The following is a 22,404-nucleotide window of genomic DNA, read 5'->3' as shown; positions in this document are numbered from 1 at the left end:
CTTCTCAGCCAAACCTTCCAGCCGCCTCTCCCACTCCCAACGGAAAACGCCCGGCGAACCTCGCCGGGCGTTTTCCGTTCATGGCGGTCATCACAACCGCGGGGAATCGTGCGATTGCATTCAGACGAGCCGGTACGTCCCGTCTTCCTCCTCTCTTCTTTCCGCGATGAGCAGCAGCAGCGGAAGGCAAATCCCCCAGCTCACGCCGATGCGCAGCAGGCTCTGCGCCGTGTCGGCGCCGAACGCCGCGGCGCCGAGGCGCACCCCGGCCCAATACGCGGCGGCACCGGCCACGGCCCCGAGAACGGCCCCGAGCGCGTACCGCCCAAGAAGCCAGCGCAGGCAGTACCGCAGGGTGGCCGCAAACTGCAGCCACAGCAGCAGGAGCCAGGGCGGCGGGAACCCGGATACCAGGAGTCCGCCCTGGAAGGACAGGGTCCCCATCCGCATGTGCAGCGTGTCGACCACGATGCCCAGCGCCAGCGCCCCCAGCATGAGGGAGGCCTCTTCGCCCCGCCTGCGGGCAAGCCCCAGGTGCGCAAGAACCGGAAGAAGCCCCAGGCCCGCTCCGAACCAAGGCCGGCCATTGGCCGCGCCGAGAACGCAGCAGAGCCAGCCGGACTGGTAGAGGACGAAATTGAGGGCGTTGGTGCGCAGCAGGCCGGACATCACTCGCCTCCCCGCGCGTCGGGCTCGCCCATCCTGGACAGCTGCATCTGGTAGTTGCGCACCGTACGGCACAGAAAACCGGCCTCGCAGTAGCTGAAGTAGTATTCCCACTTGCGCAGGAAGGCCTCGTCGAAGCCTTGGGCCAGAACCTCCGCGCGGCGGGCCAGGAGCGCCTCCCGCCACATCCGAAGGGTCCGCGCATAGTGGGGCCCGATGTCGTCGAGGCGGGTGGGCCCGAGCCGCGTGCGCGCGCTCATGGCCGCAACCATGGCCCCAAGGGACGGCAGGTGCCCGCCGGGGAAGATGTGCTTGCGGATCCAGTCGGAACCGCGGCGGTAGGCGTCGTATTTCCGGTCGGGCATGGTGATGACCTGGATCACGGCCCGGCCCCCGGGGGCCAGCAGACGGTCGATGGCCTCGAAATAGGCAGGCAGGTTGACGTGCCCCACGGCCTCGAGCATCTCGATGGACACGATCCGGCTGAAGACGCCCTGCACATGGCGGTAATCTTCAAGACGGATGTCGATGCGGTCTTCGAGGCCCGCCTCACGCACCCGCTCCGTGGCCAGCCGGTGCTGCTCCGCCGAGATGGTGATGCCCGTCAGCCTGCAGCCGGTGCGCCGCACCGCCTCCAGGGCGAAGCCGCCCCAACCGCAGCCGATCTCGAGGACGTGGTCGTCGGGCCCGATGCCGGCCATCTCCAGGGCGGAGTCCATCTTGTTGAGCTGTGCCCGCTCCAGGCTGTCCCCGTCGTCCAGGAAAATGCCGCCGGAATAGGACATGGTCCGGTCCAGGAAAAGCCTGTAGAATTCATTGCCCAAATCGTAGTGTTCGGTGATGTTGCGCCGGCTCCCGGACACGGTGTTGGGCCGGCGCAGGTGGGCCAGGAAATTCAGGGTCCGGCCGGCCAGGGCCGGCAGGAAGCGACGGTCGTTCAGCGTTTCCTCGCGCAGGGCCAGCAGGCGCAGGAGGCCCGTCAGGTCCGGCGTGGTCCAGTCGCCGTCGGCAAAGGCCTCGCCGAAGCCGATGTCCCCCGAGAAGAGCGTGCGCCGGAAAAAGCGCGGCCTGTGCACGGCCAGCTCGACCCGCGGCCCGCCGTCGTCAGGCCCGAAGGTTTCCTGGCCGCCGTCCGGCAGGGGCATCGTCAGTCGCCCGTGGTCGAGACGGCGCAGGAAGGCGGTCACCGCCGCCCGGCCCACCCTGTCGGCCACCATCGGCGGGGCCTGGCGGATGGTCATGGGCGAGGCGGGGTCGGGCTTGGGGAAGACGGGCCGCTTCTTCCCGAAATACAGCCGCGCCGCCTGGGCCAGAATGCGCGGGAAGGTCGCGGCCGCCCGCAGGGGATGGCGCAGGAGCAGGCCGGCCAGGTTCGCGCATGTCACGGCCCGGGCCGCGCCGGTGAACGAAGCCGTCAGGGCCGGACCGTCTTCCAGGATGTAGGTGATGGCCACGCGCATCTCGTCGCCCAGGGTCGAAAATTCGAACTCGTAACGTCCCTTACGCGGAAAGAACGGCGAGACGTGAAAAGCCTTGTCAGTCCCGAAGCGGCCCGTTTCGGCGTCGGGCGTGAGCACGTAGAGGTGGGTCTCGCCGAAGGTATTGTTGACCTGCGTCAGGACGCAGAAGATCCGGCCCGAGGCATCGAGGCAGTAAAAGAAGCTGGCCGGGTTGAAGACGTAATGGAACTGGCGCAGGGCCGTCAGCAGTACGACCCTGGCCGGGTCCCCCCCAACGCCGTTCTCGCGCAGGGCGCGCAGGACTTTCACCCGCAGGGGAGCATCACCGGGGTAAAGATAGTCGCGGTCGTGCAATGCCAGGGGACGGACGCGATTATGGCCGAACAGGAGGCAGGCCCCGTCCAGTTCGTCCAGCTCGTCCAAGTCCAGGGCATACATGTGCAGCCCGTAGTCAAAGGCGTGCCGGACCTTGTACAGGCGCTCATGCCGCAGGGCCCCGGAATAGATCCTCGAATGCATCAGCTCCTCCTCAAGCTTGCTGCCGCCGCGTTGGCCGACCGCACGGCGTCCTCATGGAAACCGTACCCGAAATAGCTGCCGCAGAACCACGTCCCGCGCCGCCCGTTCAAGGAGGCAAGCTCCGCCTGCGTGGCCATGGAATCCCTGGTGTAGACGGGGTGGTGGTAGATGAAATCGGCCAGGACCTGCGACTCGTCATGGGGCGTCGGCCGGTTCAGGGTCACCAGGAACTGCCTGTCTCCGGCCAGCCCCTGGAGAAGATTCATGGAATAGGTCACGAAGACGTTTTTGTCCTCGCCCGCCACGCGGCGGAAGTTCCAGCAGGCCCATGCCGCCCGTTCCCGCGGCATGACCGAGACGTCGGTATGCAGGACCGTCCTGTTTTCCTCGTAGCGCCATGCGCCAAGCAGGCGGGCCTCGTCCGCGGACGGGTCTCCCAGCATGCGCAGGGCCTGGTCTGCGTGGGCCGCAATGACGACCTCGTCGAAGACCTGTGGTTCCTCCCCTTCCACCTCCACCCGCACGACCTCGTCCGTGCGCAGAACCCTGGCCACGGGCGAGTTCAGCCGCACGGTGCCGGAAAAACGGCGCAGGAAGGCCCGGACGTAGCTGCAGCTGCCTCCGCTCACGGTCCGCCAGCGCGGCCTGTCCACCAAGGACAGCAGGCCGTGGTTACGGAAGAAACGCAGGAAGGACAGGGCCGGGAAGAGCCCCACCCGCCCGGCCGGCGTGGACCAGATGGCCGCGGCCATGGGCAGGAGATAGTTTTCGACCATGAACGGCGAATAGCGTCGGCTGCGGACGTACTCGTCCAGGGTTCCCAGTTCGCCTCCGGCATCGAGATCGTCCTTCGCCTGGCGACAGAAGCGCGCGATCTCGAACAGAAAACGCCAGTACCGTGGGGACACCATATTCCCGCGCTGAACGAAAAGCCCGTTCAAGTCCGTGCCGGCGTAGGTCAGCCCGGTTTCCTCGCAGTGGAAGCCGAAGGACATCTCCGATGCCCGGGACGGGACGCCCAGTTCGTCGAGGAAGCGGATGAAGAGGGGGTAGGTGGCCTCGTTGAAAACGATGAATCCCGTGTCCACCGGCGTGTCGCCGTCGGGCACGGAGACGGTGTGGGTGTGGCCGCCGAGATAGTCGGCCGCCTCGAAAACCGTGACCTCGCGGATGTCCTGCAGCAGGTGGGCGGCCACGATCCCGGCGACACCGCCTCCGATGACGGCCGTGGTCCTTCTGGTTCCGGAAGATTTCATGGAGCGCCCCCCGGCTCCGCAGTGGCTTCGTCGGAGGCCGCCCGCCTCGAGGGCCTCGGGAAGAACGCGCTCGTCGCCCGTCTGTAGGCCTCGAACTCGGGATTGCCCTCGTACTTGGCTTCGAGCATGGGTATGCCCGAGACCTTGAGCAGCAGGAAACCGATCAGCAGCGGGCTGACCACGCCCCACAGGCCCAGCGGCGACGCCAGCCCCAGGAAGAAGAAGCCCCACCACAGCGTCGCCTCCCCGAAATAGTTGGGGTGCCGGGTGTAGCGCCACAGGCCCGTGGTCATGACGCGGCCCCTGTTGGCCGGGTCCTTTTTGAAGCGCGCGAGCTGCCAGTCGCCCACGGCCTCGAAGAAGAAGCCCAGGGCAAAGAGCGACAACCCCAGGGCGTCGGACCAGGATGGATCGCCGCCCGGCTGAGCCACAGCCAGCAGGATGGGCGCGGCCACGACGAGGATGACCGCCCCCTGCAGCATGTAAATCTGCAGGAAGCTGCGCCAGACGAAGGTCCCACCCCAGGACTCGCGGAAGTTCCGGTAGCGGAAGTCTTCGCCCCGGCCGCGGTGGCGAAGGCCTATGTGCAGGCCCAGCCGCAGCCCCCACAGGCAGGCCAGGCCCAGCATGACCAGGGGCCGGAAGTGGTCCGGCATCCCTCCGGCCAGCCACGCGGCGACCCCGGCCCAGGCCAGGGCCGGGCCGTAGGCGATATCCATGAGGCTGTTGTCGTTTCTGTACGTGCCCACGACGAACATGGCGTTCATGGCCAGGAGCACGGCCACGGCCGCGCCGAGCAGTACTGTCGTCATCGCGTCCCCCTTTCAGGCCAGCTTGAGTGCGAGAAGGTAGCTGCCGCCGGCAACCAGGGTGCACAGGACCGTGCCCCAGGCGATATCAACCAGAACGACGTTGAGGGGCCAGTCCCGCAGTGTGGCCAGATTGGTCAGGTCATAGGTCGCGTAGGTGAAGAAGCCGAAAAGCGCCCCCCACAGGCAGGCCCTGCCAAGGGACTGGGCCTCCAGGCCGGGCCGCACGGCAAAGAGGAGGATGCCGGCGATGTAGATGAAATAGAAGACGAACGCCGCCGGCCAGTTGACTTCGGGGCTCAGGAGATGGCGCAGGTTTGTTTGGTAGAAGCTCCGGGCCAGAACGCCCAGCCAGAGCATGTCGATGGCGAAAAAAACGGGTACGGTGGCAAGGTAGAGCTTGATCCAGAATAGGATACCCATGGCAACCCTCCCAATGCTGTGCGGCTGGCGAAAAAAAACGCCCGGCGTGAAACACCGGGCGCCACTGTCAGACCAATTCCAAGACCTTGAATCATCCTCCGAAGGAACCAGCGCCAATGACTTCCATGGCCTTGCTGTAGTGTACCCTGACCAGACCGATCTTGTCTTCCAGATCCTTTGAAGCCGCCTGAACCCCTTCCAGAGGACATTCGGATTCAAGCTGGGCGGTCTTGGCTTCGATTTCGCGAACGAGGGCCTTGATTTCCGTCACGGTATCCAAAAGCTTTCCGCGGTCGGCGTCCTTGAGATCCATAAACGCGGCCATCACGTCATACAGAGTGGCCTTCCATGCGGTGAGTTCTCCTTCGACGCCCTTGCAATATCCCTTTACAGCCAGCCTTTTTGCTTCGTCGGACATACAACCTTCAATAGCCGAGCATCCCCAACCTGGTCCTGGATAATCCATGTTTACCATAACGGCCTCCAAAATATTTTAGATGTTTGAAGATATTTATACACAACTTCAACTTATCGTCAACAGAAAGGATTATTTTGCATTTAATGTCACAAAAAATTCTGGCAAGAGGCGGGATTAAGGTTCTCCCTCCTTGGCTGGCCAGGGTCCGGTGAGCCTTGCCAGACTTGCGTCGCCCGCTCCACTGTGCCCAGGGCTTGCCAGGGAGCCCCAATTCGCGAAGAATCTTCACGCACAACGCGGAGGGATGTTCATGAAGCCATGGATGCGGAGTTTCGACTGGCTGCGCCCGACAACGATCCAGGGGCACCTCATTCTGATGGTGCTGGCTCTGGTCGTCGTCCAGATCGCCGTCAGCTGGCATGTCATCTCGGGGTTGACCGAGGAGATGCTGCACGAGCAGGTCGGCCAGACCGCCCTGCAGACGGCCAAGACCATCGCCCAGATCCCGCGCATCCGCCACGCCCTAGAGGCCGGAGACCCGGAAGGTGAGATCCAGGCCCTGGCCGAAACCATCCGGGCCCAGACCGGGGCGTCCTTCGTGGTCATCGGCGACACGCATGAACGCCGATACTCCCACCCCGTGCCCGAGCGCATCGGCCAGACCTTCGTCGGCGGGGACACCGGGCCGGCCCTCAAGGAGGGCAAGTCCTACGTATCCGAGGCCGTGGGCACCCTAGGGCGTTCCCTGCGCGGCATGACGCCCATCCGGGGCGACGACGGGGCCGTCATCGGCTTCGTGTCCGTGGGCTACCTGTCCGAGAGCGTGCACGAGTCCATCTCGTCCCACCTGGACAAGCCGCTCATGTACATCATCGGCATGAGCGTGGTCGGCATCCTGAGCGCAGTGGTCATCGCCGGCCGCCTGAAGCGCATGACCCTCGGGCTCGAACCCTCCGAGATCACCAACCTCTACCTGGAACGCGTGGCCGTGCTGCAGACCATCCGCGAGGGGGTCATCGCCATTGACCACCAGGGCGACATCCGCGTCTGCAACCAGGCCGCCAGGCGCTATGCCGGCCTGAGCCCGGAGGAGCGCTTCGTTGGCAGGCCTGTGGACGCCGTCATCCCGGAGGCGGGACTCCTGCACACGCTGCACACGGGACAGGCGGAGTTCGACCAGGAGCGAAGCGTGGACGGCCGCGAGCTCGTCTTCAACATCGTGCCCGTGTTCCAGAACCAGAAGGTGCGCGGCGTGGTGGCCAGTTTCCGGCGCAAGGACGAACTGGACCGTCTGGCGGCCGAACTGTCGCGGGTGCAGGAATACTCCGAACTGCTTCGCGTCCAAACCCACGAGTACTCCAACAAGCTGCACACCATCGCGGGCCTGATCCAGATCGAGGCCTACCGCGAGGCCCTGGACCTTGTGGTCACGGAATCCTCGGGCTACGAGGATTTCATCCGTTTCCTGGGCGAGGCGGTGCCGCATCCGGTCATTGCCGCCATCATCCTCGGCAAGTACAACCGGGCCAAGGAGCTGCGGGTCAGCTTCAGCATCGACCGCGACAGCACCCTGGCCGACGTGCCGGCCTGGATACCCCAGGAGAAGATCGTGACCATCCTCGGCAACATCCTGGACAACGCTTTCGAGGCTGCCCTGCAGCGGCCGCCGGGGTTGCGCTCTGTGGAGATGTCCTTCACGGACCTGGGCAACGACATCGTCTTCGAGATCGAGGATTCGGGCCACGGCGTGGCCGTGGACGAGCAGGCCCACATCTTTGAACGCGGCGTGACCACCAAGGGCCAGGGCCGCCGGGGCGTGGGCCTGTCCCTGGTCCGCCAGCGCCTGGAGGAGCTCGGCGGGCAGATCATGGTCAGTCGAGGGCACCTAGGCGGGGCCCTGTTCACCGTAGTCATCCCCAAGGAGCCGAGATGATCACCAGAGTACTCATCGTCGAGGACGACGTGCGCATCGCCGACCTGCACCGCCGCTTCACCGAGCGTGTCCCGACCTGCGAGGTGGTCGGCATCGCCCACCGCCTGGACGACGCACGCGACATGGCCCTGGCCCTGGAGCCCCATCTCATCCTGCTGGACCTCTATTTCCCCGAAGGCCCCGGCACGGACCTGCTGCGCGAAATCCGGTCCAGGGACCTGGAGATCGACGTCATCCTCATCACCGCGGCCCGGGAAATGGGCCCTCTGAAGGAGGCCCTGCGCGGCGGGGTCTTCGACTACCTCATCAAGCCCGTCACTGCCGAGCGCTTCCACGACTGCCTGACCAAGTTCTGCGCCTACCGCGAACGCCTGCGCCTGGGCAGCGCCATCGAGCAGCACGACGTGGACAGCCTGCTCCACCCCGCCGCTTCGCGCGCCCAGGGCGGGGGGGCCTGCCTGCCCAAGGGCATCGACGCCCTGACACTGGGCAAGGTGCGCGGCGTGTTCGACCAGACCCAGGAAGCGGGCCTGAGCGCAGAGGACGTGGCAGACCTCATCGGCATCAGCCGCTCGACCTCCCGCCGCTACCTGGAATACCTCATCTCCGAGGGCACCCTCTACGCCGACGCGGTCTACGGCAGCGTGGGCCGCCCGGAACGCCGCTACTTCCGCTGCTGACCCCGCCCCGCCCTTGTCCCTCCGTGCGTGAGCACAATGAGCAAAATCCCCAAAATGGGGATTTTCCTTTTTTCGCTCCAAACGACATTTCCTTCACCGGCCGGCGTATCCGTGGCTTCAGAAACTCGAGGTCCCTTTCACGGCGCACCCGCGCCCCCAACACGATTTTGTTGCAGGAGGAGTCATGAAACGTTTCTTCATGTGCGCAGTCGCCATCGTCGCCATCGCGCTGACCGTCCCCGCGTTCGCCAAGACAGTGCTGAAGCTCGGCCACATCGCCGAGGTCAGCCACCCCTACGCCCAGGGCGCCGACCATTTCGCCAAGCTCGTGGCCGAAAAGTCCGGCGGCGACATGGAAGTCCAGGTCTTCCCGTCCTCCCAGCTCGGCAGCCAGAAGGACATGACCGAAGGCCTCATCTACGGCACCATCGACATGGTCCTGACGGGCACCGCCGACCTCGGCCAGTTCCAGCCCAAGATGTCCCTCTTCGACCTGCCCTTCCTGTTCAAGGACCGCGCCCACGCCTACAAGGCCCTGGACACCGTCGGCATGGAACTGGGCCAGGAACTCGAGCCGCGGGGCCTCAAACTCCTGGGCTACATGGAGAACGGCATCCGCCACCTGACCAACAACGTCCGCCCGGTGAAGGCCCCCACCGACATGGCCGGCCTCAAGATCCGCGTCATGTCCAACAAGATCTACATCGAAACCATCAAGTCCCTGGGCGGCTCCCCCACCCCCATGGCCTTCGGCGAACTGTACTCCGCCATGCAGCAGGGCACGGTCGACGGCCAGGAGAACCCCAGCGCCCACATCTACACCAAGCGCTTCTTCGAGGTGCAGAAGTACGCCTCCCTGACGGCTCACGCCTACGCCCCGGAACCGGTGCTCATCTCCATGATCACCTGGAGCAAGCTTTCCGACGCCCAGAAGGCGATCATCCAGGAAGCCGCCAAGGAAGCCATCGCCTGGCAGCGCGACCTGTCCACCAAGGAGGACAACGAGTACTGGGACAAGATCAAGGCCACCGGCAAGATCGAGGTCATCGAAGTGGACCGCAAGCCCTTCATGGAAGCGACCCAGCCCGTGTGGAAGGAATTCGCCCCCACCGTCGGGCAGGACAACATCGACAAGGTCCTGGCCCTGGGCAACTAGAAACACGTGAGCCAGCCCGTCCCGGCCTCCCGGGGCGGGCTTTGAAGCGGCCATGGCTCGGACATTTCACATTTCAGGAGATTATATGGACAAGCTTCTCAAGGGCGTGCGCTCGGTGCTCTACGGTTTCTCCGTCGTCGCCATGTCGGTCATGCTCGTGATCATCTTTGCCCAGGTCGTGACGCGCTACCTGTTCAACTACACCCCTGAATGGTCCGAAGAACTGGCCCGTTTCCTGTTCGTCTGGGTGGTCTTCCTGGGCTCGGCCCTGATCATGGGCGAGAGCGGCCACCTGGCCGTGCAGTTCTTGCCGGACAAGTTCAAGGGCACGGTCTTCGGCACCGTCCTGGACATCATCATCAACGTCTGCGGTTACGTGTTCATCGGGCTGCTCCTGACCCAGGGCTGGAAGATGACCTCCATCATGACCTTCCAGCGCGCGCCGGGCCTCGATATCCCCATGAGCTGGGTCTACGTCATCATCCCGGTCAGCTGCGTGCTGATGCTCCTCTACCTCTTCCGGGAAACCCTGCGCATCTTCAGAAACATTTCCGGGCGCGGCACCGGGCAGGAGGGATAGCCATGGAATTCGTCCTTCTCTTCGTCTTCCTGGGACTGACGGCCCTGGGCGTGCCCGTGGCCTTCGCCCTGTGCCTGGCCGCTGCCACCATCCTGCACTTCTTCATGAACATGCCCCTCGTCATGGTTTCGCAGATGATGTACGCGGGCATCGACTCCTTCTCCTTCATGGCCGTGCCCTTCTTCATGCTGGCCGGCTCCTTCATGTCCGCCGGCGGCGTGACCGGGCGCCTGGTGAACTTCTCCCAGGCCCTGGTGGGCTCCTTCACGGGCGGCCTGGCCCAGGCCGTGGCCGTGTCGGGCATGTTCTTCGCCGCCATCTCGGGCTCCTCCGCAGCCACCACGGCCGCCCTAGGCTCGACCATGGTCAATGAAATGGAGAAAAAGGGCTACTCCCGCGAGTGGGCCACGGGCATCGTGGCCGCCGGCGGCACCGTGGGCATCGTCATCCCGCCGTCCATCACCCTGGTCGTCTACGGCGTCATCGCCGACACCTCCATCGGCGACCTCTTCGTCGGCGGCTTCCTGCCCGGCATCCTCATGGGCGTGTCCATGATGCTGGTCAGCTGGTGGCTGGCCAAGAAGAACGGCCTCAAGGCCGAAGGGACGTTCTCGGTCCCGGCCCTGTGGACCTCCTTCAAGGACTCCTTCTTCGCCCTCATGACCCCGGTCATCATCATCGGCGGCATCTACGGCGGCATCTTCACCCCGACGGAGGCCGCGGCCGTGGCCGCCGTGTACGGCATCTTCGTCGGCATGTTCATCTACAAGGAACTCAAACTCAGGGACTTCCCCAAGATCATCTTCCAGGCCGTCATCGGCACGACCATCATCATGTTCCTGGTGGGCGCTGCCAACGTCTTCGGGTGGCTCCTGACCAACCTGCAGATCCCGCATCACGTCGGCGCCTTCGTGGCCAGCCTGACCAACTCGCCGATGCTCTTCCTCATGGCCATGAACATCCTGCTCCTGATCATCGGCACCATGGTCAACGCCTCGGCGGCCGTGGTCATCCTGACGCCCATCTTCCTGCCCGTGGCCAAGAGCCTGGGCATCGACCCGCTCTTCTTCGGCGTGCTGATGGTCTGCAACCTGGCCATCGGCTGCATCACGCCGCCCGTGGGCCTGGACCTCTTCGTGGCCAGCGCCATCACCAAGGTACCCCTGGAGAAGGTCATGAAGGCGTCCCTGCCGTACCTCTGGGCGCTGTTGGTCAGCCTGCTCATCCTGACCCTCTTCCCGCCCATCATCACCATCCTGCCCAAGCTGCTCGCCTCGTAGCGCAGCGCGGAAGGCCAAAAAAAAGGGCGATCCTCTGCGGGACCGCCCTTTTTTTGTTGCAACCGCGATGCAGCTTACTGCAACACTTCGGCCTTTACGATGACCACCGGCTCCACCGGAACGTCGCCGTGCATGCCCTTGGACCCGGTCTTGACCGCGTCGATGGCGTCGACCACCTGCTGGCCCTCGACGACCTTGCCGAAGACCGCGTAGCCGAAATCGCGCACGCCATGGTTCAGGAAGTCGTTGTCGGCCGTGTTGATGAAGAACTGGGACGTGGCCGAGTCGACCTCGCCGGTGCGGGCCATGGCGATGGCGTACTTGTCGTTCTTCAGGCCGTTGGCCGCCTCGTTCTTGATGGGGGCGTGCCCCTTTTTCTGGGCCATGGACTCGTCCATGCCACCGCCCTGGATCATGAAGCCCTTGATGACGCGGTGGAAGACCGTGCCCGAATAGAACCCTTCCTTCACGTACGTCAGGAAGTTCTCCACCGTGACCGGGGCATGGACCGCGTCGAGTTCGAGAACGATGACGCCCTTGTTCGTGGTCAGGGCGACCTTGGGGTTTCCGGCCTGGGCCGCGGTGGCGGTCAGGCAGAACAGGGCGAAAGCGAAGAGAAATGCGCGCATGATGTACCTTCCTTTAAAAGATGACGGCTTCGAACCACCAGATCTCGACCTTGGACTTGCGCCAGCTCCCCTTGGGCAGGCCGGCCTTGACGCAGGTCTGGTCCAGGAACGTTTCCCGGCCCCAGCCCCACTCGGTGGCCACCTGCGGCAGGAGCAGGCCCGAGTGCAGGGATTTGCGAATGTAGAGCCCGTGACGGCCGATCTCGATGAGTTCCGGATCCGGGCAGGGCGTGATGGGTCCCAGGACCGAGACCTCGATGTCCAGATCGTCCAGTTCCTCCGAGGTGAGCGGCGGGAAGCGCGGGTCCTCGAAGGCCGCGGCCCCGGCCATGCGCTCGATGGTCGACACCAGCGGGCCGTTGCCAACGACGTTGCCGATGCAGCCGCGCAGGCGGCCCTGCCTCTTGAGGGTCACGAAGGCGCCGAGTTCCATGTTCAGGGTCTCGGAGGACAGGGCCGGTTTGGGGCCCTCTGCCTGGCCCAGATGATGGGCGATGACGTAGCGGATGAGGTCCTTGCAGAAGCGCTTTTCCTCATCGGTCAGAACCAGCTGAAATGCGTTCATGCCTGACTCCTAACGGTCGAAAGGTGGCTCCAGCGGGGGGTTGGTCCAATGCGGGCCCGAGAACGTCCGGGACGCACCGTCGACGACGACCTTACGGCCCTCGACGTACACGCGCCCCTCGGCGATCCACTGCAGGGCCTGCGGGTAGATGCGGTGCTCCATCTCCAGGATGCGCGCACCAAGGGACACCTCGTCGTCGTCCGCGAAGGCGGGCACCGCGGCCTGGATGACGATGGGGCCGTGGTCCATCTGCTCGTCCACGAAGTGCACCGTGCACCCGGCAAGGCGCACCCCGTGCCCGGCCTGCTGGCGCTGGGCGTGCAGCCCCGCGCAGGCCGGCAGCAGAGCCGGGTGGATGTTGACCACGCGGCCGGCGAAGGGAGTCAGGAACTCGGGCGTGAGGATGCGCATGAACCCGGCCAGAGCCACCCACTCCACGCCGGCCTGCCGCAGCAGGCGCACCAGCTCGCGGTCGAAGTCCTCGCGCCGCGGAAAGTCCGCGTGCAGGACACAGGCCGTGGGGATGCCTGCCTCTCGGGCGCGTTCCAGGCCCAGGGCGTCCGCCTTGTTGGCGATGACGACGCGGATGTCGGCGTCGAGGCTCCCCTCCCGCACCCGGTCCAGGATGGCTTGCAGGTTGGAGCCCGCGCCGGAGACGAGAACGCCCAGGGCCAGACTCATATCACCCCTTGACCAGCGCGTCGACCAGGGCCGGGATGGTGTAGTCCTCGGGCATGATGTCCGGGGTGAACCCGTATTCCTTCAAGGTCCTGGCCGTCACGGGTCCGATGCAGCAGATCTTGAGGCCCCTGCCCACGTAAGGGCGCAGGGTGTCGGCCGGGACCAGGGCGAAGAAGTTCTCCACCGTGGAGGAGCTGGAGAAGGTCAGGTAGTGGAGCCTGCCCTTTTCCAGGAGTTCGACGATCTCGGCCCCGTCCTCCTGGGTCAGCTTCGTCTCGTAGACCGGCAGCACGTCGACCTGCGCCGCCACCTTGGCCAGTTCCTCGGGCAGCACCTCGCGGGCGACCTTGGCCCGGGGGATGAGCACCTTCTTGCCGGCCACGCCGCGCTCCAGGAGCCCCTCGACCACGGATTCGGCCACGTACTTGGGCGGGATGAAGTCGGGGCGGATGCCGCGCTCAAGCAGGGCCTCGGCCGTGGCCGGGCCGATGGCCGCCACCTGCGAGGCCCCAAGGGCCCGGGCGTCCTTGCCGACCAGTTCGAGCTGGTACCAGAAATGGCGCACGCCGTTGACCGAGGTGAAGATGACCCAGTCGTAGCCGGCAATCCCGTCGATGGCCTCGCGCACCGGGGCGTAGTCCTCCAGGGGCACGATGGTGATGGTCGGAAATTCGTAGCAGGCCGCGCCCAGGCGCTCCAGGGTGTCCTTGAGGCCGCTGGCCTGCTCGCGGGCGCGGGTCACGACCACGCCTTTGCCGTGCAGGGGCAGCTTCTCGAACCAGTTCAGCGTGTCGTGGAGCTGCACCACCTCGCCGACCACGAGCATGGACGGGGCCTTGATGCCCTCGCGCTCGGCCAGGGCCGAGATCTCGCTCACGGTGGAGACCCATGACTGATGCTTGCTCGTCGTACCCCAGCGCACCAGGGCGGCGGGCATGTCGGGGCGCATGCCGTGCTCCATGAGCTTGCCCGTGATGTAGGGCAGGTTCTTGACGCCCATGTAGAAGCACAGGGTGCTAGCCGCCGTGGCCAGGGCCGGCCAGTTGTGGGCCGAATCGGGCTTGGTCGGGTCCTCGTGGCCCGTGATGAGGGACACGGAGGAGGCGTACTTGCGGTGCGTCAGCGGGATACCCGCGTAGGCCGCGCCGGCCACGGCCGAAGTCACGCCGGGCACGACCTCGAACTCCAGGCCCGCTTCGAGCAGCTCCTCGGCCTCCTCGGCGCCGCGGCCGAAGATGTACGGGTCGCCGCCCTTGAGGCGCGCCACGTCCTTGCCTTCCTTGACCTTCCTGACGATGAGCTCGTTGATCTGGTCCTGGGGCAGGGTGTGGTCCCCGCCCTTCTTGCCCACGTAGATGATCTCGGCGTCGGGGCGGCACAGGGACAGGAAGCTCTTGTTGGCGAGGTAGTCGTAGATGACGACCTCGCACTCCTGCAGGAGACGCTGCCCCTTGACCGTGATCAGACCGGGATCGCCCGGGCCTGCGCCGATGAGATACGCTTTGGCCATGATGTTTCCTTTCGTTAGAATATGTGGGCCGGCTAGCCGACGAACTCCTGCACCTTGGCCCGCAGCTGTTCCAGGGCGGCCTTCTTCTCGGCGAATTCCGCCGCCTTGGCCTTCTCCTTGGCCACCACGTCCTCGGGGGCCTTGCTGACGAAGCTTTCGTTGCCGAGCTTCTTGGTCACGAAATCGAGTTCCTTGGTGATCTTGCCCAGTTCCTTGTCCAGGCGGGCCAGCTCGGCCACGAAGTCCACCACGCCGGCCAGGGGCACGAAGAGCTCGCAGCCGCGGACCACGGCCGAGGCGCAGCCCTTGGGCGGCTCGATGTCCGGGGCCGCCGTCAGGGAGCCGACGCGGGCCAGGGCCGCGATCTCGGTCTCGTGGGCCGCAAGGAACGCCTGGTCCTCGCCGCCGGCGCGCACCAGGACATTGAGGGCGATGCCAGGCGCCACGCCCAGCTCGGCGCGGATGTTGCGCACGGCCACGATGACGCCCTGCAGGAACTCCATGTCGCGCACGGCCCCCTCGTCCTCGCACTCGGGCCGGGCCTTGGGGTAGGGGCGCACGGACAGGCTCTCGGCGTCCAGGGCCGGGATGCAGGACCAGATCTCCTGGGTCACGAAGGGGATGATGGGGTGCGCCACGACCATGATCTCAGACAGCACGTGCTTCAGGCACGAACGCGCCGCGGCCTTGGCCGCCTGGTCCTCGCCGTAGAGTTCGGGCTTGATCAGCTCCAGGTACCAGTCGCAGAACTCGCGCCAGACGAAGCCGTAGAGGCCCTGGGCCGATTCGTTAAAGCGGTAGCCCTCGATCTGCGCCGCGTGCTCCTTCTTAAGCACCTCCAGGCGGTGCAGGATCCACTTGTGGTGCAGGCCTGTCAGGGCCTTGGGGTCGAACTCGGGCTCGTTGCCGTCCACGTGCATCAGCGCGAAGCGGGCCGCGTTCCAGATCTTGTTGATGAAATGCCGGTAGCCCTCGATGCGCGCCTCGGACAGCTTGATGTCGCGGCCCATGGCGGCGAACGAGGTCAGGGTGAAACGCAGGGAGTCGCAGCCGTACTTGTCGATCATCTGCAGGGGGTCGATGACGTTGCCCGTGGACTTGGACATCTTCTTGCCGTGCTCGTCGCGGACCAGGGCGTGGATGTAGACGTCCTTGAAGGGCACGTTGTCCATGAACTGCAGGCCCATCATCATCATGCGGGCCACCCAGAAGAAGAGGATGTCGAAGCCCGTGACCAGGAGCGAGGTCGGGTAGAAGGCCGCCAGCTCATGGGTCTTCTCGGGCCAGCCCATGGTCGAGAAGGGCCACAGGGCCGAGGAGAACCAGGTGTCGAGGACGTCCTCGTCCTGGGTCAGGTTGGCGCTGCCGCACGTGCAGGCCGTCGGATCCTGGCGGGCCACGATGACCTCGCCGCAGTCCTTGCAGGTCCAGACCGGGATGCGGTGGCCCCACCACAGCTGGCGCGAGATGCACCAGTCGCGGATGTTGTCGAGCCAGTTGTAGTAGGTCTTGTTCCACTGGGCCGGCCAGATGGTCGTGCGGCCGTCTTCCACGGCGGCCCGGGCCTTCTCGGCCAGGGGCTTGACGGACACGAACCACTGCTCGGACACGAAGGGCTCGATGGTCGTCTTGCAGCGATAGCACTGGTTGACCTTGTTCTCGTAGGGCTCCTCGGACACCAGGGACCCGCAGGCCCCAAGATCCTCGACGATGAGCGTGCGGCACTCGGCGGCGCTCAAGCCCCGATACTTCTCGGGCGCGTTGTCGTTCATGCGGCCCTTGTCGTCGATGACGCCGACGGCTTCCAGGCCGTGCTTGCGGCCCAGTTCCCAGTCGTTCATGTCGTGGGCCGGGGTGATCTTGAGGCAGCCGGTGCCGAACTCGCGGTCCACGTAGGCGTCGGCGATGACCGGGATGCGGCGGCCCACCAGGGGCAGGATGACGAACTTGCCGACCATGTGCTGGTAGCGCTCGTCCTCGGGGTGCACGGCCACGGCAGTGTCGCCGAGCATGGTCTCGGGGCGGACCGTGGCCACGGTGACGGAGCCCGAGCCGTCCTCCAGGGGGTAGCGCAGGTGGTAGAGCGTGGACTTGGCCGGGGCGTACTCGACCTCGTCGTCGGCCAAGGCCGTGTGGCAGCGGGTGCACCAGTTGACGATGTACTTGCCGCGGTAGACCAGCCCCTGCTCGTAGAGGGTGACGAAGACTTCACGCACGGCCTTGGACAGGCCCTCGTCCATGGTGAAGCGCTCGCGGGTCCAGTCGACGCTTGCGCCCAGGCGGCGGATCTGGTTCAGGATGCGTCCGCCGTAGTCCTCCTTCCATTCCCAGACGCGCTCGATGAAGGCCTCGCGGCCCAGATCCTCGCGGCGCTTGCCTTCGGCCAGGAGCTTGCGTTCCACCACGTTCTGGGTGGCGATGCCCGCGTGGTCCGTGCCCGGCACCCACAGGACGGTCTTGCCGTGCTGGCGCATGAAGCGGCACATGATGTCCTGCAGGGTGATGTTCAGGGCGTGGCCCATGTGCAGGGCGCCGGTGACGTTGGGCGGCGGGATGACGATGGAGTAGTTGTCCTTGGGGTGCGCGGCGGCCTTGGCCGCGTCGGGCGTGAAACTCTGGTGCGACTTCCAGTAGTCGAGCCAGCGCCCTTCCACGTCGGCTGGTTCGTATCCCTTGGAAAGCGTCTCGTTGGCCATATGATGGACTCCAGTGAGCTGATTGCGGCGAAAAAAGCGCCGGGAGGCCCGGCGCGGCGGAAACAAAAATGAGTACTGGGGCGCCCCCCAAAAATCAAGCCCGACTTGCCCGCCACCGCCGTTCCTGCTAGGCGATACGGCCATGCGCACCCCTTCCTCCACCCTGGCCGTCCTGTGGGACGAATCGCACCTCTGGGGCCTGCTCCTGCACCGCGCCCTGTCGGCCATGCACGCCCCCTTCACCCTGGTCAGGGCCGGGGAAATCCGCTCCGGCCGTCTGCAAAGCCTCAGGCCCCCCATCCTGATCGTTCCCGGAGGCTGGGCCCGGCTCAAGTCCACGGCCCTGGGCGAAGACGGGCGGCGGGAAATCCGCAACTTCGTCGAAGAAGGGGGGACCTACCTCGGCTTCTGCGGCGGGGCCGGACTGGCCCTGGGCTCCGAGGGCGGCACGCCGTGCCTGGACCTGTGCTCGTGGTCCCGCAAGCCGGCCAGCCGCCGGCTGCCCAACTTCAGCGGGCACCTGCGCTGCGCGGTCTGCGACGGCGGGGCCGATTACGAAGCGGCCCTGCCGGTCTGGTGGCCGTCCCAGTTCGAGCCGGATCAGGCCCTGCCCTTGGATGTAGTAGCCAGGTACGAAGGTCCGGGAGTTGATTTCTGGTCTGCGGATCTGGAATGGTCGGGCATCGCGGCCGACGAGGTGGGACAATGGGAGGATCTCTACGGCATCAACCTCGATCCTGGGCGGTTGCGCGGCGAGCCCTGCATCGTGCGCGGCGGGTTCGGCCACGGGAGTTTCGTGCTGAGCTACGCCCACTTGGAGACCCCGGACTCGCCTCAGGCCAACGCCCTGCTGGCCCGCCTGCTGGGTCTGGGTCGCGGCGCGGCCGTACCGCCCTGGGACCTCTCGCTGGATGCCCCCCTGTGGCCGGACCCCGCCCTCGACGCCATGCGGCGCGAACTTGAGGAGCTCATCGCCTTCGGCCAGGGGCACTTTCTCCTGTCCTGGCGCACGCCCTGGCTGCTGGGGTGGCGACGCGGCGTGCCCGGCTCACCGCTCAATTTCCTGCTGGCCATGGTCTGGCAGGCCCGCCATGCAGAGCGGACGCCCGCGGCCGCGGAATACTGGTCGGCCCGCGGCGCGTCCTGCCTGAACCTTTGCCGGGAACTTTGCGGCCGGGCGCGGCAATACCTGCTGGAGGAGCGCCGCATCCTGGCCACCGCCCCCTCCTCCCCCGAATCCAGCGCCTCGCCCATCCTGCAGAAAAGCAAGCAGGAGCTCTTCGGCAAGTTCCCGGGCTACGGCGGACTCTACGGAGAAATCCTGCAGACCCTGGACGAGCTGCTGTGGCTGCAACTCAGGCCGCGAGGCGACGGGCCAGATCGGCCCTGAGAGCCCCGATGCCGGGGTCTGCGGGGAGAAGGGCGAAGAGCCGGTCCAGATAGCCCCTGCCGGCGAAGATGCGGCGGCTGCTGCGGTGCACCAGCACGGGTCCCCAGGACGCGAGCAGCAGCGCGAAATCGTTGATGCAGCGCAGATCCTTGTAGGACGGGTTGCCGCCGGCGACCACAGCCTCCAGCACCGACGGCGTCCAGGCCAGCGGTTCGTCGGCGAGCCCGAGCGTCACCACCGGATCGCGCGGCCCGGCAGCTTGCATTTTGGACAGAACCACTGGCACGATATCGAGCTTGTCGGCGTCCCGCACCACCTCGCAGATGGACTTGGCCAGAGGGTCCATGCCCTCCGGAATCTCCCGCTTGTTGTGCATACGCACCGCCTGGACGATGCAGCCCCGATCAGGGCCCGCGAAGCAATCGAGCAAGTCGCTTCCTTCGAGGAAGGCGGCCCCCTCGTCCCCATGGTCCACGGACTCGTCGTCGCGGTACGTGCCGAAGCGCTCGAACTGCGGGAAGCGCCCGATGTCGTGCAGCAGGGACGCGGCCAGGAACGGGAGGGCAGGCGCCAGCCCTTCGCCGGCCACGATCCTGGCCGCCAGGGCGTGCACGCGCAGGGAGTGGTCGCGCTTGAGCACGATGTGCTCCCGCCGCTCCCCCAGCCGCTCCGCGTACCCGCCCGCCAGCCCCACGAACCGGGAGCGCATGCGCCGCAGCACCTCAGGGATCATCAGATGCCCTGGTAGAACTTGTACAAGTCCTCGTCGATCATGAGGCGGAAACCTTTCTCCGTCTCCTCGAAGCGGATGACCTTGGACGGGTCCAGGGCCACGTCGATGGCATACTCCGCCAGGCGGTTGGCTTCCTTGCGCGCCGTTTCGTCAAGCTCCGCAAACTTTCCCATTTCGATCCACTGTGTCATATACGCCTCCTTGGGCTATTTTCTCCAGAATTCAGGTATGAAAAGAACCAAAACCGTATAAATCTCCAATCGCCCGAGCAACATGCAGAAAATCAGCACCCATTTGCCCAGCAGCGGTATGCGGGCGTAGTTGTCCACGGGGCCGACCTCGCCCAGACCGGGGCCGACGTTGCCGATGCAGGCCACCACGGCGGAGAAGGACGTCAGCACGTCGACGCCCAGGGCCGCCAGGGCCAGAGAGGACAGGACGAACAGGGCGATGAAGAGCACGAAGAAGCCCCAGATGCTCGCCAGCACCTCCTCCTTGACCAGCTTCGGCCCGAACTTGATGGGCAGCACCGCGCGCGGGTGCACCATGCGGAAGAGTTCCCGGTAGGCGTGCTTGAAGAGCAGCATGACCCTCATGCTTTTGATGCCGCCGGCCGTGGAGCCGGCGCAACCGCCCACGAACATGCACAGGAGCAGGATGCCCTGCGGCAGGGGGCCCCACAGCTCGTAGTCCGCGGTGGCGAACCCGGTGGTCGAGATGATGGAGGCCACCTGGAAAACGCCGTAGCGCGCCGCGTCGGCCCAGGATGGATAATTGGTGAACCGGATGGACAGCACCACGAAGAGGGTCAGCGCGGCCGTGAGGACGCCGAAGAACCGGAACTCGGGATCGCGCCAGAGGACCAGGGGACGTCCGCGGAAGAGCTGGAAATGCAGGGCGAAATTGAGCGACGCCGCAAGCATGAAGAACGAGATGACGTAGTCGATGTAGGCCGAGCCGTAGGCCGCCACGGACGCGTTGCGCGTGGAGAAGCCGCCCGTGGCCATGGTCCCGAAGGCATGGCAGACGCTGTCGAAGAGGTCCATGCCGCCGAAGAGGAGCAGGACCACCTGCACCGCGGTCAGCAGCACGTAGACCTTCCACAGGCTCATGGCCGTGTCCTTGATCCGCGGCTGGAGCTTGTCGGCCACGGGCCCGGGCACCTCGGCCTTGTAGAGCTGCATGCCTCCAACACCCAGAAAGGGCAGGATGGCGATGGCCATGACGATGATGCCCATGCCTCCCAGCCAGTGGGTCAGGCTGCGCCACATGAGGAGCCCCTTGGGCAGGACCTCGATGTTGGTCAGGATGGAAGCGCCCGTGGTCGTGAACCCGGACACGGACTCGAAATAGGCGTCCGTGAACGACGGGAAGTCGCCAAGGGCGAAGGGCAGGGCCCCGAAGAAGCCGCATGCGGCCCAACCCAGCGAAACGATGACCATGCCCTCGCGGTGGTTGATTACCATGGGGCCCGGTCGGCGAAACTGGAACATGAGGAAAAAGCCGGTCAGCACCGTCACGCACAGGGACAGAAAGAGCGGGGCCACGGACGAGTCGTCATAGTACCAGCCGCAGGCCAGGGGCACGAGCATGCACAGGCCCACGCAGACGAGGATGAGCCCGGTCACGTGCAGGGCGACGGACCAGCGCATCAGTCTTCCTCCCGGCCCCGGGTCAGCATCCGCTCGACCTCGGGGATGGATTCCGTGAGGCTCAGGATGAACAGCCTGTCACCGCTGCGGATCACGTCGTCACCGGAAGGGATGAGTACGCTGTCGCCGCGCATGATGCACAGCACGAGCACGCCCTTGGGAAAGGAAAGATCTTTCAAGGCGTTGCCTACGAGGCTCGAATCGGGCCCCGCCAGGGCCTCCAGAGCCTCGGCCCCGTCCTTGATGGCCACGGCCGAGAGCACACCGCCCTTGCGCACATGCTTGAAGATGCTGTTCACGGCGGACAAGCGCGGACTGACGATATGCTCCAGACCGATGGCACGCACCAAAGGCATGTACTCGATCTTGTTCAGTCGCGTGATCGCCATCGGGGTGCCCAGCTTCCTGGCCAACAGCGAGGACAGGATGTTGCTTTCCTCGTTGCCGGTCATGGTCACGACCACGTCCATGGCGCCGATGTTCTCCTCCAGCAGCACCTCCTGGTCCGTGCCGTCCCCGACCAGGACCACAGTCCGGTCCAACTCGCCGGCCAGATCGGCGCAACGCTCGGGGCTCTTGTCCAGGAGCTTCACGTGGATGGGCTTTTTCTCCAGGGAGCGGGCCAGCCGCAGGCCGATGTTCCCGCCGCCGATGATCAGCACGCTGCTCTTCCTGCCCGGTCGGTTGCCGAGGAAGGAAAAGACCGGCTGGAGCTGGCTGTCCTCGCAGACGAAATAGACCAGGTCGCCCTGGCGGATCTCGTCGGAGCCCGTCGGTACGATGACCTTGTCGTTGCGCACGATGGCCGCGACGATGAGCGGCATGTCGCCGGCCTTGCGGCGCAGTTCCAGGAGGCGCAGGCCCGCCAGGGGGTTGCCCTCGGTGATCCAGGTGCCGGCGAGCTTGATGCGGCCGCCGGCCAGGTCGCTGATGTCCACGGCGCCGGGGGCGCGCAGCATGTGCTCGATGCTGCGCACGACCTCGACCTCGGGATTGATGATGAGGCCGATGCCGATCTCCCGCGACAGCTGCTCCGCATAGGCCGTGTACTCGTCGTTGCGGATGCGGGCCAGCTTGGTCAGGCCGGGCGCGAGCATCTTGGCGAAGGTGCAGGCCATGAGGTTGATCTCGTCGCTGTCCGTCACGGCCAGCAGCATGTCGGCCTTGTCGACGCCGGCCTCGCGCAGCACCAGGGGGCTGCAGCCCGACCCTTCGAGCACCTGCACGTCCATGTGGTCGAGGATGCGCTGCAGCACCGCAGGGTTGCGGTCGATGACCACGACGTCCTTGTTTTCCGACGCCAGGCGCTTGGCGATGTGGAACCCGACCTCTCCCGCGCCGACAATGATGACTCTCAAGCAGATCTCT

General features: G+C 65.7%; 21 protein-coding genes. 6 read left to right on the top strand and 15 right to left on the bottom strand.

What is annotated here, in order from left to right; genetic code table 11:
• Nucleotides 1-120: 120 nt before the first annotated feature.
• From ACZ5AC_RS00860 to ACZ5AC_RS00835, 6 genes are all read right to left on the bottom strand, one after another.
• Nucleotides 121-669: a DUF2878 domain-containing protein gene (locus tag ACZ5AC_RS00860; RefSeq protein ID WP_464249078.1), complete on the bottom strand. Its 549-nt coding sequence runs from the start codon at nt 667-669 to the stop codon at nt 121-123.
• Nucleotides 669-2,645: a DUF1365 family protein gene (locus tag ACZ5AC_RS00855; RefSeq protein ID WP_464249077.1), complete on the bottom strand. Its 1,977-nt coding sequence runs from the start codon at nt 2,643-2,645 to the stop codon at nt 669-671. Before ACZ5AC_RS00855 ends, ACZ5AC_RS00860 begins: the two co-directional genes overlap by 1 nt.
• On the bottom strand, nt 2,645-3,901 hold the full coding sequence (locus ACZ5AC_RS00850; protein WP_464249076.1) for an NAD(P)/FAD-dependent oxidoreductase: 1,257 nt from the start codon (nt 3,899-3,901) through the stop codon (nt 2,645-2,647). The genes ACZ5AC_RS00855 and ACZ5AC_RS00850 overlap by 1 nt, the downstream gene beginning before the upstream one ends.
• Nucleotides 3,898-4,713, bottom strand: a complete 816-nt coding sequence (locus tag ACZ5AC_RS00845) for a DUF1295 domain-containing protein (protein ID WP_464249075.1) — start codon at nt 4,711-4,713, stop codon at nt 3,898-3,900. The genes ACZ5AC_RS00850 and ACZ5AC_RS00845 overlap by 4 nt, the downstream gene beginning before the upstream one ends.
• A 12-nt stretch (nt 4,714-4,725) precedes the next feature.
• Complete coding sequence (locus ACZ5AC_RS00840; RefSeq protein ID WP_464249074.1) at nt 4,726-5,133, bottom strand: DUF2177 family protein; 408 nt, start codon at nt 5,131-5,133, stop codon at nt 4,726-4,728.
• A gap of 91 nt (nt 5,134-5,224) precedes the next feature.
• Nucleotides 5,225-5,608: a hypothetical protein gene (locus tag ACZ5AC_RS00835; RefSeq protein WP_464249073.1), complete on the bottom strand. Its 384-nt coding sequence runs from the start codon at nt 5,606-5,608 to the stop codon at nt 5,225-5,227.
• A gap of 253 nt (nt 5,609-5,861) precedes the next feature.
• On the opposite strand from ACZ5AC_RS00835, the gene ACZ5AC_RS00830 reads away from it, so the two are divergent.
• From ACZ5AC_RS00830 to ACZ5AC_RS00810, 5 genes are all read left to right on the top strand, one after another.
• Entirely contained in the window at nt 5,862-7,484 is a 1,623-nt protein-coding gene (locus tag ACZ5AC_RS00830) for an ATP-binding protein (protein WP_464249072.1), read from the top strand.
• Complete coding sequence (locus tag ACZ5AC_RS00825; RefSeq protein ID WP_464249071.1) at nt 7,481-8,164, top strand: response regulator; 684 nt, start codon at nt 7,481-7,483, stop codon at nt 8,162-8,164. The genes ACZ5AC_RS00830 and ACZ5AC_RS00825 overlap by 4 nt, the downstream gene beginning before the upstream one ends.
• Before the next feature lie 184 nt (nt 8,165-8,348).
• Nucleotides 8,349-9,320, top strand: coding sequence for a TRAP transporter substrate-binding protein (locus ACZ5AC_RS00820; protein WP_464249070.1), 972 nt, complete (start codon nt 8,349-8,351; stop codon nt 9,318-9,320).
• Between the two features lie 85 nt (nt 9,321-9,405).
• Nucleotides 9,406-9,900: a TRAP transporter small permease gene (locus ACZ5AC_RS00815; protein ID WP_464249069.1), complete on the top strand. Its 495-nt coding sequence runs from the start codon at nt 9,406-9,408 to the stop codon at nt 9,898-9,900.
• Between the two features lie 2 nt (nt 9,901-9,902).
• Nucleotides 9,903-11,180 carry a TRAP transporter large permease gene (locus ACZ5AC_RS00810; RefSeq protein ID WP_464249068.1) on the top strand — a complete coding sequence of 426 codons (1,278 nt, stop codon included), beginning with the start codon at nt 9,903-9,905 and terminating at the stop codon, nt 11,178-11,180.
• Nucleotides 11,181-11,254: 74 nt separating this feature from the next.
• On the opposite strand, the gene ACZ5AC_RS00805 is transcribed toward ACZ5AC_RS00810, so the two are convergent.
• The 5 genes from ACZ5AC_RS00805 to ACZ5AC_RS00785 are packed head-to-tail and all read right to left on the bottom strand — an operon-like array spanning nt 11,255 to nt 17,261.
• A complete protein-coding gene (locus ACZ5AC_RS00805) occupies nt 11,255-11,809 on the bottom strand; it encodes a peptidylprolyl isomerase (protein WP_464249067.1) in 555 nt (184 codons plus the stop codon).
• 13 nt (nt 11,810-11,822) lie between these two features.
• The gene (amrA, locus tag ACZ5AC_RS00800) at nt 11,823-12,374 is read right to left on the bottom strand and encodes an AmmeMemoRadiSam system protein A (RefSeq protein WP_464249066.1); all 552 of its coding nucleotides are present in this window, start codon (nt 12,372-12,374) and stop codon (nt 11,823-11,825) included.
• Nucleotides 12,375-12,383: 9 nt separating this feature from the next.
• Entirely contained in the window at nt 12,384-13,055 is a 672-nt protein-coding gene (gene purN, locus ACZ5AC_RS00795) for a phosphoribosylglycinamide formyltransferase (RefSeq protein WP_464249065.1), read from the bottom strand.
• 1 nt (nt 13,056) lies between these two features.
• Nucleotides 13,057-14,565 carry a uroporphyrinogen-III C-methyltransferase gene (gene cobA / locus ACZ5AC_RS00790; protein WP_464249064.1) on the bottom strand — a complete coding sequence of 503 codons (1,509 nt, stop codon included), beginning with the start codon at nt 14,563-14,565 and terminating at the stop codon, nt 13,057-13,059.
• A gap of 32 nt (nt 14,566-14,597) precedes the next feature.
• Nucleotides 14,598-17,261 (bottom strand): valine--tRNA ligase, encoded by a 2,664-nt coding sequence (locus ACZ5AC_RS00785; RefSeq protein WP_464249063.1) that lies wholly within the window; start codon nt 17,259-17,261, stop codon nt 14,598-14,600.
• Nucleotides 17,262-17,403: 142 nt separating this feature from the next.
• On the opposite strand from ACZ5AC_RS00785, the gene ACZ5AC_RS00780 reads away from it, so the two are divergent.
• Nucleotides 17,404-18,651, top strand: coding sequence for a BPL-N domain-containing protein (locus tag ACZ5AC_RS00780; RefSeq protein ID WP_464249062.1), 1,248 nt, complete (start codon nt 17,404-17,406; stop codon nt 18,649-18,651).
• Here the strand turns inward: ACZ5AC_RS00780 and ACZ5AC_RS00775 are convergent.
• Genes ACZ5AC_RS00775 through trkA form a run of 4 tightly spaced genes read right to left on the bottom strand, consistent with a single transcriptional unit; the run spans nt 18,617 to nt 22,394 of the window.
• Nucleotides 18,617-19,384, bottom strand: a complete 768-nt coding sequence (locus ACZ5AC_RS00775; protein WP_464249061.1) for an HD domain-containing protein — start codon at nt 19,382-19,384, stop codon at nt 18,617-18,619. The two genes, ACZ5AC_RS00780 and ACZ5AC_RS00775, sit on opposite strands and share 35 nt — an antisense overlap.
• Complete coding sequence (locus ACZ5AC_RS00770; protein ID WP_464249060.1) at nt 19,384-19,575, bottom strand: hypothetical protein; 192 nt, start codon at nt 19,573-19,575, stop codon at nt 19,384-19,386. The genes ACZ5AC_RS00775 and ACZ5AC_RS00770 overlap by 1 nt, the downstream gene beginning before the upstream one ends.
• 15 nt (nt 19,576-19,590) lie before the next feature.
• Nucleotides 19,591-21,036 carry a TrkH family potassium uptake protein gene (locus tag ACZ5AC_RS00765; RefSeq protein ID WP_464249059.1) on the bottom strand — a complete coding sequence of 482 codons (1,446 nt, stop codon included), beginning with the start codon at nt 21,034-21,036 and terminating at the stop codon, nt 19,591-19,593.
• Nucleotides 21,036-22,394 (bottom strand): Trk system potassium transporter TrkA, encoded by a 1,359-nt coding sequence (gene trkA, locus ACZ5AC_RS00760; RefSeq protein ID WP_464249058.1) that lies wholly within the window; start codon nt 22,392-22,394, stop codon nt 21,036-21,038. Before trkA ends, ACZ5AC_RS00765 begins: the two co-directional genes overlap by 1 nt.
• Between the last annotated feature and the right edge of the window lie 10 nt (nt 22,395-22,404).

The organism is Desulfomicrobium aestuarii (assembly GCF_055385525.1).
This window is presented reverse-complemented; position numbering and strand designations above follow the sequence as displayed.

Bases quoted from the DNA above. Each gene is read 5' to 3' on its own strand.
- amrA (WP_464249066.1), bottom strand. From the start codon at position 12,374: ATGAACGCATTTCAGCTGGTTCTGACCGATGAGGAAAAGCGCTTCTGC.
- cobA (WP_464249064.1), bottom strand. From the start codon at position 14,565: ATGGCCAAAGCGTATCTCATCGGCGCAGGCCCGGGCGATCCCGGTCTG.
- ACZ5AC_RS00815 (WP_464249069.1), top strand. From the start codon at position 9,406: ATGGACAAGCTTCTCAAGGGCGTGCGCTCGGTGCTCTACGGTTTCTCC.
- ACZ5AC_RS00820 (WP_464249070.1), top strand. From the start codon at position 8,349: ATGAAACGTTTCTTCATGTGCGCAGTCGCCATCGTCGCCATCGCGCTG.
- purN (WP_464249065.1), bottom strand. From the start codon at position 13,055: ATGAGTCTGGCCCTGGGCGTTCTCGTCTCCGGCGCGGGCTCCAACCTG.
- ACZ5AC_RS00830 (WP_464249072.1), top strand. From the start codon at position 5,862: ATGAAGCCATGGATGCGGAGTTTCGACTGGCTGCGCCCGACAACGATC.
- ACZ5AC_RS00825 (WP_464249071.1), top strand. From the start codon at position 7,481: ATGATCACCAGAGTACTCATCGTCGAGGACGACGTGCGCATCGCCGAC.
- ACZ5AC_RS00835 (WP_464249073.1), bottom strand. From the start codon at position 5,608: ATGGTAAACATGGATTATCCAGGACCAGGTTGGGGATGCTCGGCTATT.
- ACZ5AC_RS00765 (WP_464249059.1), bottom strand. From the start codon at position 21,036: ATGCGCTGGTCCGTCGCCCTGCACGTGACCGGGCTCATCCTCGTCTGC.
- ACZ5AC_RS00785 (WP_464249063.1), bottom strand. From the start codon at position 17,261: ATGGCCAACGAGACGCTTTCCAAGGGATACGAACCAGCCGACGTGGAA.
- ACZ5AC_RS00845 (WP_464249075.1), bottom strand. From the start codon at position 4,713: ATGACGACAGTACTGCTCGGCGCGGCCGTGGCCGTGCTCCTGGCCATG.
- ACZ5AC_RS00805 (WP_464249067.1), bottom strand. From the start codon at position 11,809: ATGCGCGCATTTCTCTTCGCTTTCGCCCTGTTCTGCCTGACCGCCACC.
- ACZ5AC_RS00850 (WP_464249076.1), bottom strand. From the start codon at position 3,901: ATGAAATCTTCCGGAACCAGAAGGACCACGGCCGTCATCGGAGGCGGT.
- ACZ5AC_RS00775 (WP_464249061.1), bottom strand. From the start codon at position 19,384: ATGATCCCTGAGGTGCTGCGGCGCATGCGCTCCCGGTTCGTGGGGCTG.
- ACZ5AC_RS00860 (WP_464249078.1), bottom strand. From the start codon at position 669: ATGTCCGGCCTGCTGCGCACCAACGCCCTCAATTTCGTCCTCTACCAG.
- ACZ5AC_RS00770 (WP_464249060.1), bottom strand. From the start codon at position 19,575: ATGACACAGTGGATCGAAATGGGAAAGTTTGCGGAGCTTGACGAAACG.
- ACZ5AC_RS00780 (WP_464249062.1), top strand. From the start codon at position 17,404: ATGCGCACCCCTTCCTCCACCCTGGCCGTCCTGTGGGACGAATCGCAC.
- ACZ5AC_RS00855 (WP_464249077.1), bottom strand. From the start codon at position 2,645: ATGCATTCGAGGATCTATTCCGGGGCCCTGCGGCATGAGCGCCTGTAC.
- ACZ5AC_RS00810 (WP_464249068.1), top strand. From the start codon at position 9,903: ATGGAATTCGTCCTTCTCTTCGTCTTCCTGGGACTGACGGCCCTGGGC.
- ACZ5AC_RS00840 (WP_464249074.1), bottom strand. From the start codon at position 5,133: ATGGGTATCCTATTCTGGATCAAGCTCTACCTTGCCACCGTACCCGTT.